Genomic DNA, 15,216 nt, shown 5'->3' with positions numbered 1-15,216 from the left:
CATCTTAAACGCTTGATCGGCGGTCGGCGTTTCGTTAATTACCCCGACCTGGGAGAGCGGGCATCAGTGCAGCAAACGCCCGCCCAACTTCATTTCCTGAACTTGGAACTGCGAACGCAGTCGAGGAGTGGCCACGGGGACTTCGATTTCGAAGCTCACCGTTTCGTCGTCGGGCGATATGACCTCCACCCCGTCGACGCGGCGCGGGAAGACGAAGCGGGCGCCCACGCCGTCTTCGGCGGGAGGGAAGTAGGCCACCGGTTCCAGTTTGGGGAAGAGGCGGGTAGAGAGGGCTGTGGTACGGCGCAAGGTTTCTACCGTCTGTACCTGAAAGTGCTGCTTGAATCGAAGCTCCCGGTCGGGTTCGTTGGAGCGGAAGGCCAGGGAGATCACGATCCAGCGGCGCACGTCGAGATCGAGAAGGCGCCGGCTGCCGCGGTCGAAATCCCGCCTTTCCACATCGCCCATCCCGGCGTAGCCGTTCTGCAATTGGCGGACGCGCACATAGGCCTGGCGGATGGGGGGTGCGGAAAGAAAGCGCACGAAGTAGGTGCTGAACAGCTCCCGTTCGCCGCGCACGCCGCTTCCCACGCCCTCCACCACCTGCGTGAAGGTTTCGCGGCGGGCCCAGGGAGACTCGTTGAGCACCCACACAGCCTCTTCTTCGGTCCATTCCCGGTAGCTCTTGCGGAGAGTTTCCCCGTTATCGGCCAAGGTGGGGACGAGAATCGCTGACAGGACAAGCCAGAGGAGGATGCGCCTTTTCATCGAGACCCAGTATACACGTTGCCCTTTTGCGTCCGGACGGCCAGCTGATCAGCGGCTTCCCACAACGATTCCCAAGTAACCCGGTTCCTTGCCCTCGTTGGTCTTGACCCGGGCCGGCATGGGCATCAGATCGATGATGGCCAGTCCTATCGCCAAGGCGGCCGCGTATTCGGGCATGGTCTCCTGACTGTGGACGACCATGTACAGTCCCTCGGGCACGCCTTGAAACTGCGCTTCGCGCACCTGCACCTGTCGCCATCCGGCTCTCTCCATCAGGGCCTGCAACTCTTCAGCGGTCCGGCGGGAATCATCCAGTCCGGCCACAGCCACGATATCGACCGGACCCGTCGGTTTGCCTGCCATGGCCCGCATGAATTTCTCTTCTTCATCGTCGGGAATGGCTCCCTGCTCTTCTTCGGCCCGCTGCAGAGCCGCAAGTGCCGCCTGGGCCTGCTCGGCGGCCCCTTCCGCCTCTTCGGCCCGGGCTTCCAGGTCGGCATTGCGCTGGCGCAGGCCGGCCAGTTGGGAGCGGATCTGCTCAACCTCGGCGCGGTCCTGACCGGCCTCAAACCCGACCTGCTCGAGCTGGGACTGCAGTTCCTCGATGCGCTCCCGCAGGCGGGCCGCCTCTCCTTCATCCAGACCGGCTTCTTCAGCGTCTGCCTCCTCTTGCGGCTGCTGATCGGCCTCTTCTTGAGACAGTTGCGGCAAGGGAGTCTCGGCGCCTTCGGTCACCTGCTCTTCAGCCGGCCGGGCCTGTAGGCTCCGCGCCTGATTGTTGAGGTAGTAGGCAAGCACTCCGCAAACGGCCGCCAGAAGCGCCGAAACCACCCCCACCCATGAAAGGATCTGTTGCAGACGAACCACGCTATCCAAGGAATTGAACCAGTTCATGGCCCTTATGATGGCGCAATTCTAGGCCGCAGCCAAGGGAAAGCGACCTTTCGGGCCAGCGCGGGGGCCTTTTAGTCCTCTCCCAGGGCCTCGGCCAGCTTTTTCTTGCGGCGCCGCTGGAAGATCCAGGAAACCCCGATGCTGAGGACATAGAGCAGCACCATGGGAGCCACCCAGAAAAAGAGATTGAGGGCGTCGGGAGTCGGCGACGCGACGGCGGCCACGATAGTGATAATGAGGAAAGCGTAACGGAAGTTGCGGAAGAGGAAGCCCGGCGTGACCATGCCGAAAATGGAGAGAAAGGCCACGATGATGGGCATCTGAAAGACCACTCCCATACCGAGAATGATGATCAGCTCGAAGTTGAAGAAGTCGATGGCGGTCAGGATAGGGTTGAACTTCGCCCCCATTTCGTTGACCAGAAAATGCAGTCCGGCGGGCAGGATCAGGTAGTAGGCCAGGGCGCCTCCGGCCAGAAAGAGCGTGGTGGCGCTGAGCAGAAAGGGAATGGCGAAGGCTTTCTCGCGGCGGTAGAGTCCCGGAGCGATGAAGAGCCAGACCTGCCAAACCAGGAAAGGGGCCGCCAGGAAGGTGCCCGCCACCACGCAGACCTTGAGGTAGATGGTGAATGCGTCGGTGGGCTTGATGAAATTGAGCTTGGGTTCCATTCCGCGGTCGATGAGGACCCGGGTGATGGGCTGCTGCAGGAAGTCGAAGATCTGCTCGCGGAAGACGAAGCAGGCGCCGAAAGCGATCATCACGGCCAAAAAGCTGAAAATAATACGCTTGCGCAGTTCGTCCAAGTGCTCCAGAAAGCTCATGCGTCCGCCGAGTTCCTCTTCCCCCTCCTCATCCTCCTCTCCTCCCTCCCCCGAGGAAGATGCGGAGGAAGCGCGGCGTGGGGGAGGGGGCGCGGAATCACGGGTGGAGGCGCGCTCTTGATCCACCGGCTGGGAGATGGAATCGATCTGATCTTCGACGGAAGATTCTTCCTCCCCGGACGAATCAGAAGCGGAACCGCGGGGGATGGGTTTGGACATGCTGCTCTTGCGCCATATCAGGCGCTCTTGGGAGTTTGGGGCGTCTTGCGGGAGGTGTCCTGAGCCGTCAGAGAACTCAGATCGGCCGTCTCCTTAAACACCTTCTTGGGCTCCTCGAGGGTCTCGTCAAGAAGCTTTTTCTCGGCTTCGACTTCTTCTTCCCAGGTTCGCCGAAGCTCGTTGGAGGCTTTCTTGAACTCCGCCAGGCCCTTGCCCAGCGACTTTCCCAGTTCGGGAAGCTTTCGAGGTCCGAAGATGACCAGGGCCACCACGAAGATAACGACGATTTCACCGAATCCAAGTCCGCCCATTTAGCTCATTCTCCCAGATCTGCAGACCAGCCACAGTCTAATATCTAAGGGCCTGCGCAGTCAATTGGCAGGAGCTTTATGGGTGGCTAGTCTCCATCTTGATCGCGGGAGCGAAAAAGCGTTTGAAAGACCTCGCCCAGTTTCTCTACGGCGTTCTTGGTAAACAGTCCTACCAGCGCGCTGATGCCGGCCAGGCCCCAGTCGTTGAAGTCGCCCACGTCGGCGTCACCGGAAGCGTTGACGGTGGCCAAGAAGCCGCCCTTGAGCAAAAAATAAAAGACCAGTCCCAGCATCACGCCCATCAGAGGGCGGCAAAGGTACCAAGGGGTGTAGGCCGGGTCGAAGTCCCGCAGTGAGCTGGCGTGCTTGAGGTAGGCCAGAAGGGTGGATATGCAGGATCCGATCCCGGCCGCCAGCATGGCGATCATGGCGTCCTGAAGTTGCAGACGCTGGGCTTGCAACTGGCCCGAGCCCTGAGTCAGATTGAGCGACGCCAACAGGGGTTCGTGGCGGGCCATGACTACGAATAACCCAGCAACAAAGGCGAGGCTGATGAGGACCAGAAAAAGCCCGATTCCGACTGTATTGGCCTGGGGAAAAGCGTATCCTGGAGCGGTGCCGGATTGGCTCTTGTCCCGCTCTTTCTTGGCCTTCGCCGCAACTCCACTCGCCGGAGAGAGAGCCGATGGAAGCACATAGAGGAGGGCGGCCAGCAATACCAGCCCTCCCAGCAAGGCCTGAAGGCCGCTTAAGGTACCGGCGGACCAAGCCGGCTCCAGCAGGTAGCGATAATAGATCAGAGCTCCCCACAATACTGCCAAGACCAAAAGAGCAGGCCCCCGCCAGCGGACGTAGAAACGGTACAGGGATCCTCTGGAATTCTCTTGGGCAGGATCAGGGTTGCCTTTCTTAGCCATCGGGGGTCTCCTTAATGGAAAGTCGCCGGCTATGCTAAACCCATCTCGCCGACCAGGCAAGGCGGGCGGGGAACGGCGCCGCGGGAACTACTGCAGTGCGTCAGAACTTTTGAGCCACCCTGTGGCGTTATCCCACGCTTTCAGCGTTCGGACCTTTGCCGTCTAAACCCAGGGTGGCGCCGCCGTCTCGCTAGCGCTCGCCGGGGCTGACCCTGGGCTAGCGAATCGCTCCCCTTCAGGGAGCTGGTGCTTGACTTTAACACCTTTCCTGCCTGTCCTCCGAAGCCTTGCCTCGCCGCCTGTAGCCTCGGTGAAAGAAGGGGCTAGCGAATCCGGCCCTTTTGGGACAAGAAACGGAGGGCCCTGGCTCAGAATCTATGGCCGGCGGCACCAGCCCAGTGGTTAAGTACAAGTCCGGGCTCGCTGAAGGCGAGCGATTCGCTAGCCCAGGGTGCCGCCCGCGGCAAGCGAAGCGCGGCGAGGGCAGAACCCTGGGTCCAGAGTTGCGGGAAAACCAACCCTGAAGGGGTTGAATAACCTCACGCCGCTATAGGCCCAATCCCCGCTCCGCGGCCCAGTAGAGTCCCAGCAAGGCAATGCCGAGCGACCCGGGGATCACGATGCTCCTACGATAATCGGGGCGGTGGCGCATCCATCCCACCACCAGGAAGGCACCCAGAATAACGGCTAATTGCCCCAACTCAACGCCCACATTGAACGAGAGCAAGGCGGGCAAATACTCCTCCTGGGGCAATCCCAACTCGCGCAACACTCCCGCGAATCCCAGTCCATGCAGCAGCCCGAAAGCAAAGACCACGCCCACCCGCCAGGGCTTGAGCTTCGAAGTCAGCAGGTTCTCCACCGCCACGTAGACGATGGAGAGGGCGATCAGGGTTTCCACCGGACGCGGGGGCAGCGAAACCACGTCGTAGATCGACAGCGCCAGCGTCAAGGTGTGGGCCGCCGTGAAGGCCGTCACCTGCAAGAGCAGGGGACGAAAAGAGGTGGACGGCAAAAAGAGCCCCAGCACGAAGAGGATGTGGTCGAGTCCCTCGGGAAGGATGTGCCAGAAGCCCAGCACCAGGTAGCGCCCCGCCACCTCGAGTGTTCCCGAGGGCGCCAGGGGTCCGCTCAGCGGCAGAGGCTGGGAACGGGCTCCGCGCTGCAGGATCAAGACCGTCTGCGGCTCGCCCTGGGTAAGGGGGACTTCATCGTCGCTGCGATAGACCTCCAGCCGCACGGGAGGAAAAGCTCGCGAGGCGAAAAAGCTGACCTGCTCGGCCCCTTCCGGAATGCTCCCTCTCAGGACCGCCCTGGTTCCCAGCAGGGTAGGTTCCTCCGAGTCCTCCAGATGAGGCGACCCGTAGTCGGGAAAATCCACCTGGAAATCCTGGGGACGGCCGTCGAAACGCACTCGCACGCGGCGCTGAAAAAGCTGCCGGAGATTGTCGAGGCGTTCCTCCAGCTCGACCTGCGGAAGGGCGCTCAAGCGCTCTTTGAGAAGCGCCGAATCGGCCTCCTGGCTGGCACCCAGCGCCAGTGCGTCCAGGTCGCAGATCATGCTCGCCACGAATTGCTGGCGGCCCAGATGCAGTTGCGATTCGGTCAGTCGAAAATCGTGAGCCTCCAGCGAGGCCGTCAATGAAACCGAAACCAGCCAGGCGGTCATTGCGCCCAAAACCTTCATCGTCCTCAAGTCAGATCCTTTCCTTCGCAACATGCAACGCCGCCAGCGGGTCAATGGTTTCAGGAATATCGGGAACAGCGGTCGAGCGCCCCGGCTCAGGCCTCGTCATCCACATCTTGGGGCGGCGACTCAGCATGTTCAGGGGACTCTTTGCTTTCCTCCCCGGTTTTCGGGGGAGCCGCGAGGATGGAGGGCGCAGAAGTTCCCCGCCGTGCCTGACGCTTGATGGAGAAGACGCCGTAGAGCAGGGCAGCCACGACCCAAATGATGATGATCCAGGCGAAGATCATGAAACGCGCATTGTAATGACAGTCGGGCCCTTCGTCAAACTTATTTTTAAATAGAAATTATTGTTTGTTTTTGCAACTCAGTATCGCCAACTTGTCAAGTCAGCGCCGGGAGGAGCGGACGCTTCGATGCGCCGAAGAATCTTCTCCACGTACATCTGGTGGTAACGAAGTCGAGAGAGGTGGTTGGGACGGGTCGGATCGCCGTTCCAGCAGTGTTCGGCCCGGTCACCGTAGGTAACTTCCCCATCGTAGTGAGGATCGCTGGTCTTGGCCAGGAAATCCTCCATCAAGTAGACGGCGTTGTTGAGATAGTAGTTGTCCATATCGCCGCAGTAGATGTGGAGTTTGCCTTGCAGCATTGGACCCAGCGTGTCCCAATCACGCTCCAGGATGTAGCGCAGGTCGTAGTTGTCGCGCCACTGCAGGGCGACCTGGGGGTCGATTTCGCCGCTAAGCTTATTCCAGATGCGCTGGGGGTATCCGTCTTCGCCCACCGGACTGTAAACGGCCTCCCAGATGTCCCACTGCTGTCCCGAACGGCTATTGCTTCCCAGCGCCAATTCCCGATGATTCATCTGCTCCAGGGTAGCGTTGACGCGTCCCAGGTAGTCGCGGTGGCCGGGACGCGGCACCCGTTTCCACTGCTGCACGTCGTAGTAGGCGTTCTCGTCCTCATAGATGTTGACCAGGGTATAGGCGCGGAAGTCGATGGGATCGGGACAGGCTCCGAAGGCGCCGTTGTATTCCTGGGGATAGAAGATCTGGGCCGCCAGGGCTTCCCATCCGCCGGTGGATCCGCCGTAGAGGAAGCGCGCCCAGCCTTCTCCGATGCCCCGGAACCGTTCTTCGATGTAGGGGACCAGTTCGTGGGTGATGGCATCGCCGTAGGGCCCGACGTTGGCCGAGTTGACGGCGTAGGAATCGTCGTAATAGGGATTGGCGTGCTGGATCTCGATGATGAGCCAGCGGGGAAAGTCGGGACCCGTCCAGTCGAGGTAGAACTGGTGGGCGGCTTGCTGCACGATGCGGTTGTAGCCCTCCACTCCGAAGCGCTCGCTGTAGTCGGGTTCCAGGTCGGGATCGGGCGGCTGGGGGCGGAATCCCCCGAAATCGTGGGGAAAGTGCCCGTGGTTGATGATGAGCGGGTAGCGGACCTCGGGGTGCTCGTCGAATCCCTTGGGCAGCAACACGTGGGCGCCCAGGTACATGTCGCGTCCCCAAAACTCGCTCAGCAGTTCGCTCCTGATTTTGACGTGCTTGACCCACTCGGTATCGGGCGGATCGGGAATGGGCGGGATCTTCTGGTCGAGTTCGATCTCGATCAGGCCGCCGGTCGCTACTTGCAGGGTGGCCGGCTGGGAGAGCAGGTTTCCCGGAGCCCGGTTCCACTGCTGTCCTTCTCCCCGGTCCATGGGCAGCTTGACGGTGTGCCCGTCGGAGCGCTGGAAGGTCTCGTAGCGGTGCAGCAGCGCCTGCACGATGTACTCGCCCTCGGGCAAGTCGCCTAGACTGTGGATGGGATAACCGAAGGACGTCTCGGAATCGACTTGCGCCGCCACCCCGGGCGCCAGTCCTTCCACGTCCATGCCGAAGACGATCTGAGTGGAGGCTCCGTCCGAGATCTGAAATCGCGGCTCGGCGCTGTCGTCCTGGGAGAGCAGCACCAAGAGCCGGCCGTCCAGGGTTTCGGATTCCAGTTCTTCAGAGAACGAAACCCGAAAAACAGGTCCTTGAGCAGAAGCCCCCCTGTTGCAACCCACGTTCATCGCCGTTGCCAGCAGCACGGCCGCCAGCAAGGCGTACCAGGTACGGATGGTCCCTTTTGCCGCGAATTTCTGAGGTGCGCGGCGGGCGGGACCGTTCGGTCCTTTCCTCATCATGCTCGATTCCCCCCTTCAGAATCGATTTGAAAGCACGCCCCTTCAGATGTAATACACGGAATCCCCTCCCGCAGCAAGCCCACCCCTCCGGCAATTCGACGCACCGTATCGTCAACCCCGTGAATGCGGCAAGATGGAACACACGCCGGTAACCTGCACGACTCCAATCTCGAGCGTCAAGAAAAGAGGTGATGAGTTTTGAGATCCTGGGCATGATCCAGGAGGAGGAGACGTTCGCACGAGGCACAGGGATCCGAGAGTTACGGCGACTGAGAAAAGTGTATGGGCTGGGGCGATGACGGAAGCGCAAAGGCACTGCCCAGGTCCGTCTGCCTAATGGCGCGATAGGCTCCCGGAAAGCATCCAGCAAGCCGTCGGGGACGCAGTAGTCCGAAGGGCTTGAAAGCTCGAACCTACGACAAGCGTCGGCAGCAATCATCCGTCCAACGAGGAAGCCACTCTCGGCGTCAAAAAGCGCCGACAGCATGCTATACTCCGGCAAAATGGGCGGTTAGCTCAGCTGGCTAGAGCGCCTGCCTTACAAGCAGGAAGTCGGCGGTTCAAGCCCGTCACCGCCCACCAGCTAACCTGTTTATTTTCAATCACTTAACTTCTGACTAGACCTCTTAGAATACACCGACTTTTCTCCTCGTGTGAGGTGGAGGCAGGGGGTCGGGTCGACAATCCTCAAGGCCCGATTCGTCAACAAGTTGATAGATCGGCTACGGGCGTCGGATTCGAATCTTGCGATCCGTCGCCTACTTCGGGACTAGCAGGCGAAGTGCGAGATTGGAAGGCAAGGCAGTGGCGGGCGCCCAGGTTCACCTTCGTCTGCCTGAGAAGGACAACAACCTCACACAGTTCTCAGTCCGATGAGCACGGACAGTTTCTGTTCACGGACTTCCAGCAAGTGAAGCCGAGATCTGGACGGACTATTCGTATTGCCGGAGCGATGTGCAGGAAGTGCTGATACTCGATCTTTCGGTCACACTGGAATCGCAGCCTGCCGGGATCATCGAAGGCCGGTTGGTTTGGGCTGGTGATCGTCCGTTCACTCCCTTCTGCTGATTCGACGGCCAATCTGCGCAGACAAGTTCATCCCAGTCCCGGGACGCTACCAAGAGCCATAGGGAGCTTTTACGCTCAGCACATGCCTAGAACGATTCTTCGTTTTGTTTTTAGGAAACTGCTTGACAAATTAGGGTGCGGTAAGGTACATTGTGTGGATATCGCATTCCCTCACTTCACGGACTCAACCGTTTCGAGGAGACGTGCCATTGAAACAACTAGCCTCCTCAGAAACACGCCTGTAGTTGGTCAGACACGAAATCGGCTACAAGAGAGTTTCTTCGCATGCAAGGAGAAAGCATCATGAACTCCCCCCAGTTCTGCCGCCATCTCATCGGTCGCTTCGTCCGGAGTCTTGCAGTAGTGATCCTCATTATTCTAACCGGGTTCCCACTGAAACCTGCCCCACTAGCGTTACCGACCGAACCGCCGCAAGGTGAGGTTTTGGCCAACACGTACTACGATACTGAAGGTTTCGCTGTCTCCCTGGTGCTGAACAACAAAGGCCCCACGGAACTCAGAATAGCCATCACGCTTTGGAGCATGTCAGGAGAATCGTTTCGCTTGGACAATGTCTTCGTGGAAGGTGCCAAGGAGATCCCGTTGGAACCGCTTGTCGCCGAGGCGGGCAGCACGTTCCGCCGAGGGCGTCTCGAACTTGTTCATTTTGGCCGCCCACTCGAACTGGGCGCCCAAGTCGTTATGAAGGATGAGAGACGAGGCAGGTTATTTTACGAACAATTGTTCGACCCAGAGGCAAGGTTCAAATCCTCCCGTTTGGAGGGATTATGGTGGCTCCCACAGATAAGCTCTCAGTTCGACCTGTTCCTGGCAAACCGTCGTGACTCCCAGTTGCAGGTCGAGGTGGACACGGCGAGCATCGATGGGGAGCAGGCGTCGGAGAACCTGCTTCTGGCTCCACATGAAATCCGCGCACTTGACCTCGGTTACCGCCGCGGACCGCACCGGGCCAACGCGGGCGCGGTATCGATTCGCCACTCGGGAAGAGGCGGCGACTTGCTCGCTCGAGGGATGATCGCCTCACGGGCACCCGGTTCTTCTCTTCAGGTCGCCTTCCAAGACTCCGCCACGCAGACCTCGACAAGCCTTCATGGCGCTGGCCTACGCCTGGGCAGATCCTTCGGGCGGAGGGTTGATCCCGTCCTGTTGGTCCGCAATATGCATGAACACCCGATGACCGTCCATACTGCGATTGTCTTAACTGACGCGGACGGACACGCTCATGAAGTCGCGCTGCCGCCGGTTGAGCTCTTTGCTGGGCAGGTCGGCGATCTCAGTACTGTGGCGCAGAAGAGTCTTCGAGAACTGAGCCTTCCGCTCGACGGAAGTGTGGCGGGTGTTGAGCTTACGCATGAAGGTTCCCCCGGAGGTCTTATAGCGGCCGCACTGTCCGCATCTCCGGACGGGACACATGTTGCTCAGGTTCCTATGCTCGATCCAGAGTCCATAGCAAGCAGTTCCGGCGGCTTTCCGTGGCTAGTGGATGATCAGACGACGACCCTTCTTCACTTTAAGAACACGACCGAAGAGCAGCAGACCCTTCTCTTTCATGTCTGGCACTCAGAGGGTATCTACAGCCCCGGCCTCCAGGTTATAGGCCCTGGGGAAACCAGAACCGTCGACATCGGCAGTCTCCGAGATGAGCCGGCTCCGGGCTATTTGGGTCAAGCGCTGCCTGCTGACGCGACCTGGGGACGAGTCTTGTGGTCTTCCGAAGCCTCTGGAGGCAAGGTGCTGACGGGTAGGGCCGAGTATATCAACCTGGCTGACGGCACCAGCCGAACCTATTCGTGCGAGAATTGCTGCCCCGACAGCTTCTATGCGGGGACTGTTGACCCCTCCCCTGGGCCTCTTCTAGTCGGGGCCCAGATAGACCTTGACGCCAAACAATGGAAGGAGAATTGCTACGGAGAAGTTGGGCTTCCGATAGAGGTGCAACTTGTTGATGATTGGGACAGCGACAACGCAAGCGCCGTCACAGTCGACCCCTTCACCGGGGAGATAATGGCCGAGGGCATAGGACTGGCGGTGATCACGGCGTCTTGGCGCTCGGCATCTTATGAGGGAACCTTCTGCAGCCAGGTCACGCACAGCATCGAAAGAAGCGTCCAGGTGCTGGTCAACCAGTTGGATACTGATGAATACGTCGCCGTGGGTTGGGTCGATTCAAGCGGCATCACTTTACCTTCGGGAGCGTTTTTCCCGCTCGTTCTCGATCTCAATGACCCTTTGGGGTGTCCGGTAGTGGTCGGCGAATGGGCGGCCAACACCCCCCTCTATTTGATTTCGTCGACCGAGCGAGACTACGCGAACAAGTTTTTGCTAAAGAACTCCGGCAATTCTGATCCAGGTTCATCCATTGACGCGAGCAGCGTTCAGACCGCTGGGGACTATCGGCTTTTCAATCGATTCAAAGTACGACTGACGACCTTCGGGGGCCAGGTCAGTAGCTTTCTCACAAACGGAGCATCGGTCGCAAGAGTTGGCAACACTCCAGATCCATGCGGCCTCGTGCCTGCCGCAAGCCCGGAAATTCACAGCCAAAACGCGGCTCGTGGAATAACGGCAAACTCGGCACGAGTTTATCAACTCAATCAGGGGCGGCTTGGCACACTTGGTCAAAGAGTGGACCGAACCATTAACTACTTCGGTGATCCTCTGGGCTCCGGTACACCGTGGATTTGGTCTGCCATCAAGTTAGGGGCAGATGGCACGCTTGCCGGCGTGGACCGCCAATCGTTTCCTGCCTATTCGGTCTACCGCAATGGTGTCAGAATCCAAAACCACGCTCAGGGAAGTCTGAGCGCATTTATCGCTAAGGACTCCTCATCGCAAAGGTCAACCAGTGAAATCAACTAGGACGATACTACGAGCATTGTATTTTTTACTTTTTGTCGGATGCTCGGGGGCAACTTGGGCCCAAACAACCGAGGGGCCGCCTCAAAGCAACCGACAACCCGAGCGAGAGGCATTCCTGTCCAAGTCGGTCGACGAATTGATCCAGGACTTGGAGACTCGTCCCGGATGGCTTGACGTTGTTCAACGGCTTCGAATGCTCAATGACGCAAAGGCGATCCAACCACTTCGGAGAGCCTTTGAGAAAGTGGAGACAAAGCGAGAGAAGCAGATCATCGCAGCAACCCTTCTGAGCTTGGGCGAACGGGAGGCGCGATACTTCGACTTCCTGGCAAAGCATGCCCTGGAAGCCATCCGCATGGATATGCCGTTTCCAATTCTACTAGATGAGGAAGGTAATATAGTTCGCAAGCAGCTTGACCCAGCCTTCGTGGCCTGGTGTGAGGAACGCGGCCTGGACCCGGCGCGAACCTCGCGCCGGGCTCTCTACGATCTGCCAGGCGACGTTATGCCGCTGACATGGGCCCGGGACTCCCGGGCGACAGATATCTTCCGGGAAGCCCTGGCAGCACCCAATTTCTACATCGCCAACCAAGGAATCATAGGTTTGGCTATCTTGCGGGAGCCCGACGAGATCCAGGAAATCGTAGAGACGATCCGCCGAATGCCTCCACAATTCCGTGAACGAGCGGCGGCTGCCTTGATGGTCTTCGACAATGCTCAAGCTCACGCCCTGGCGCGTGAGTTTGTGCCTGACGAAGAGCGCCTAAAGGCTTTCCTCGAATTCTATCAGCGTTTGGTGCCCTAAGCCCGCCCGAGCGGGAAGCGGCTGAGATACTCACTCCGGGAACCCAAGCACCGACTTCCTATTGCTCCTTGTCCGGCAATCGCGGCGATTGCTCGAATGGCTTTCTCCAGCACCCTTCCCATTTCGTCAATTTGCCATCGCAAGCAATGTCTACTGCTGGCGGCGCCGTGACAAGGCGGCGGCGCGATGATGGATCAAGAAGCGCTCTCCGGGAGTCAGTGAACATTGCAACTGCTAGTGCGGCACCTGGGGGACTCGGTGCCTGTGTGGGGATTGTGTGAGAAAACCCGTCCAAGATTTGCCCTCATCGTAGAAAATCTGCCACTATGTGGAATCGGCCAAGTCGCTGAAAACGCGTAAGTTGCGCGGAATGAGGAAGTTGGCGAAGCCCGGAGGGTTCTTTCTTACAAGCAGGAAGTCGGCGGTTCAAGCCCGTCACCGCCCACCAGTTATCTCCCTTGTTTTCAATTACTTAGATTGGTCCGTCGCTCATAAAAATACACCAAGTCTTCCCGCTATGTGAGACGGCAGCAGGAAGTCGGGGCGGCGCAAGTCTCAGTTTATCCTGACCTGTTCAACAAGTTTGGGTCTTGACGGAGTGCCGTCAACCTACTGGTGGCTGCCTTGCACCCTTCGGTCTCCGGCGAACTGCCCGAATCCCTCCAGCAACCAACGGTTAGACTACAATACTGGCCATGGCGGGAAGAAGACAGCATTTCCTACCCCAGTTCCTGCTCAAGGGTTTTTCCTCCAAAGAGAAGGGAGGCAGCGTCTTTACGTGGGTCTGTAGAAAGGGAGGTAAACTCTTCGAGCCGAACATCCAGAACGTGGGGGTCGCGAAGGATTTCTACGATTTGGATACGGCTGAAATAGATGACAGGATCACACGCCTAGAACCGCAACTTGCTGTGATCTTAGACAAGCTTCGCCTAGAGACAAGATCTCGCCGTCTAGTGAATGATCGCATACCAGAACTGGTAACCCACTTCTCGATCCGGACCAGGCACCTGCGAATGGCAGTGTTCGAGGCTGGCGACTTCCTCATGCAGCTACTACTTGAGCACTTGGAAAAGCCCGAGAATCTGGAGGAACTCGCTCGAGCGTACTTGCGGCGAAATCCACAACTCGTGAAGGAGATTTTCTTCAAAGAGTTTGAGAAGCAAGGTATCCCAAGGAGGCAGACCAAGATCTTTTGGAAGCAACAGCGTCACCTTTTTGAAAGGCTTGCCAAGGCACGGCTAGGTGAGATTGGAATAATGGCCCCACTCATAGGACTGCTCAAAGGAAAAATGACCGAGGCCCTTAAGAAGGCGGCCCAGGATGGGCATCTAAAGGCTCTCGCAGGAGCGATCATTCCAGAGCCGCGCCTTCGAGTGATGAGGTCGCTTTCGTGGAGGCTGATCATCCTCCAGGACGACTTGATACTTGGGGACATGGGGGTTCTGACATCGGTCGGTCACGAGGGTCGCTTTCGCAGTTTGCCGGAAAAGGGAGACCCGATAAACTCGGTCTACTTGCCAATTTCAACTGGGCATTTGGTCTTCGGGTCCTCAAATGCAGACTCGCCACCGTTGGCCACCAAGTCCCTGAATAGAGCCTTGGCTCAGCATTCACATCAGTTCATCGTCGGGGGAAGGAAAGATCTCGTTGCAGAATACGGAGCAGAGATCGACACGAAAGGCCCTATTTTCAGCGTCCAGGAATTGGCGGCTCTCATTAATGAGGTCCTTGACGAAAATCTAATCTTTGAAAAGCAAGCTTCTACTGCCAACTCTGAGGACTTTCCGGGGCCGGAAGGAGATGGACGAGCTGACGAAGGAAACTCGAATGGCTGCTTGGTGCCGATGATCTGTCGGAGGGCCGGACCTCGCGGCTCAGGCAATCGGTCGGCTGGCCGTACCAGGCCGAGCGTGACAAGCCCACCGCAGAACAAGACTGCCTGATCGATACCCCGCATCCGATCAGATGCCCCGAGGTCTGGCGTTTGACCGGCCTCAAAGCTTTTTTTCGATCAGCTCCTTGAGGCCGTAGTTCTCATGAGCAGGTTCGGCGTACATCCGCTTGTACTGGGCCGCCGCTGCCTCCAACTCATTCACGCGCTTGAGCCGGCTGCGGTCCAGACCGCCGTACTTGCTCTTCCACTTATAGTAGCTCGTTGTAGCTCGGCGAGCTGATCCCACGCTTGCGGCACACTTCCTTGACCGCCCATCCCTGCCTCGGTCTCCTCCAGTATCCGGATGATCTGGCTTTCGCTGAAGCGCGACTTCTTCATGCAAGACCTGCTGTTCCATACTGCCAGAAAGTTCTACTCTTGAACGGTCCGCTTGACGGGGAAGCTTACGCTCGCACCTCGACCACCGAGGTTCAATTCTTCCCCCTGCGTCGGAACATCTTAAAAAGGGTCACGCCCAGAGCCAAAGTGATAAGGGCATCGGCGAGAGTAATCAGTAGCACTTGTTTCTTGGGGAGATGATATATCCCATCAATATCGGACCACATCGATACTACGGCGGCGGCCAGAGCACTCGCGTCCTCGGCCATTCTCGAATACACGCCATCCATCCCCGAACTCATGAAGGCGGCAACATATAGAATAATGGCGGAGATCCATCGGAGCGCCGCAACACAGAAGATGACGGCGAGTGCGAACCGAAGAGCCCCTGAAAGCTTTGACAT

General features: G+C 58.6%; 13 protein-coding genes and 1 tRNA gene. 4 read left to right on the top strand and 10 right to left on the bottom strand.

What is annotated here, in order from left to right; translation table 11 throughout:
* Positions 1–63: 63 nt before the first annotated feature.
* The 8 genes from VLU25_12365 to VLU25_12330 form a co-directional block, all read right to left on the bottom strand.
* The gene (locus tag VLU25_12365) at positions 64–768 is read right to left on the bottom strand and encodes a hypothetical protein (GenBank protein HSR68723.1); all 705 of its coding nucleotides are present in this window, start codon (positions 766–768) and stop codon (positions 64–66) included.
* 48 nt (positions 769–816) lie between these two features.
* Positions 817–1,662 (bottom strand): hypothetical protein, encoded by an 846-nt coding sequence (locus VLU25_12360; GenBank protein HSR68722.1) that lies wholly within the window; start codon positions 1,660–1,662, stop codon positions 817–819.
* Between the two features lie 71 nt (positions 1,663–1,733).
* On the bottom strand, positions 1,734–2,702 hold the full coding sequence (gene tatC / locus VLU25_12355) for a twin-arginine translocase subunit TatC (GenBank protein HSR68721.1): 969 nt from the start codon (positions 2,700–2,702) through the stop codon (positions 1,734–1,736).
* A gap of 17 nt (positions 2,703–2,719) precedes the next feature.
* Positions 2,720–3,013, bottom strand: coding sequence for a twin-arginine translocase TatA/TatE family subunit (locus VLU25_12350; protein ID HSR68720.1), 294 nt, complete (start codon positions 3,011–3,013; stop codon positions 2,720–2,722).
* A gap of 86 nt (positions 3,014–3,099) precedes the next feature.
* Positions 3,100–3,930, bottom strand: a complete 831-nt coding sequence (locus VLU25_12345) for a hypothetical protein (protein HSR68719.1) — start codon at positions 3,928–3,930, stop codon at positions 3,100–3,102.
* A gap of 547 nt (positions 3,931–4,477) precedes the next feature.
* Complete coding sequence (locus tag VLU25_12340; protein HSR68718.1) at positions 4,478–5,617, bottom strand: HupE/UreJ family protein; 1,140 nt, start codon at positions 5,615–5,617, stop codon at positions 4,478–4,480.
* Between the two features lie 95 nt (positions 5,618–5,712).
* The gene (locus VLU25_12335; protein HSR68717.1) at positions 5,713–5,907 is read right to left on the bottom strand and encodes a hypothetical protein; all 195 of its coding nucleotides are present in this window, start codon (positions 5,905–5,907) and stop codon (positions 5,713–5,715) included.
* A gap of 77 nt (positions 5,908–5,984) precedes the next feature.
* Positions 5,985–7,673 carry an alpha/beta hydrolase-fold protein gene (locus VLU25_12330; protein ID HSR68716.1) on the bottom strand — a complete coding sequence of 563 codons (1,689 nt, stop codon included), beginning with the start codon at positions 7,671–7,673 and terminating at the stop codon, positions 5,985–5,987.
* 619 nt (positions 7,674–8,292) lie between these two features.
* On the opposite strand from VLU25_12330, the gene VLU25_12325 reads away from it, so the two are divergent.
* The 4 genes from VLU25_12325 to VLU25_12310 all read left to right on the top strand — a co-directional run bounded on the left by VLU25_12325 (position 8,293) and on the right by VLU25_12310 (position 14,483).
* Positions 8,293–8,369, top strand: a tRNA-Val gene (locus VLU25_12325).
* Between the two features lie 771 nt (positions 8,370–9,140).
* Positions 9,141–11,735, top strand: coding sequence for a hypothetical protein (locus tag VLU25_12320; protein ID HSR68715.1), 2,595 nt, complete (start codon positions 9,141–9,143; stop codon positions 11,733–11,735).
* Between the two features lie 193 nt (positions 11,736–11,928).
* Positions 11,929–12,540: a hypothetical protein gene (locus VLU25_12315; GenBank protein HSR68714.1), complete on the top strand. Its 612-nt coding sequence runs from the start codon at positions 11,929–11,931 to the stop codon at positions 12,538–12,540.
* Positions 12,541–13,235: 695 nt separating this feature from the next.
* Positions 13,236–14,483, top strand: a complete 1,248-nt coding sequence (locus VLU25_12310; GenBank protein ID HSR68713.1) for a DUF4238 domain-containing protein — start codon at positions 13,236–13,238, stop codon at positions 14,481–14,483.
* A 51-nt stretch (positions 14,484–14,534) separates the two neighbouring features.
* On the opposite strand, the gene VLU25_12305 is transcribed toward VLU25_12310, so the two are convergent.
* Together VLU25_12305 and VLU25_12300 are read right to left on the bottom strand one after the other, a co-directional pair.
* The gene (locus tag VLU25_12305) at positions 14,535–14,720 is read right to left on the bottom strand and encodes a hypothetical protein (protein HSR68712.1); all 186 of its coding nucleotides are present in this window, start codon (positions 14,718–14,720) and stop codon (positions 14,535–14,537) included.
* 184 nt (positions 14,721–14,904) lie between these two features.
* Entirely contained in the window at positions 14,905–15,216 is a 312-nt protein-coding gene (locus tag VLU25_12300; protein HSR68711.1) for a hypothetical protein, read from the bottom strand.

It is taken from the genome of Acidobacteriota bacterium, assembly GCA_035471785.1.
Taxonomy (GTDB): domain Bacteria; phylum Acidobacteriota; class UBA6911; order RPQK01; family DATIPO01; genus JANQFM01.
The sequence above is the reverse complement of the archived record's forward strand: the minus strand, read 5'-3'. Positions and strand labels throughout refer to the sequence as shown.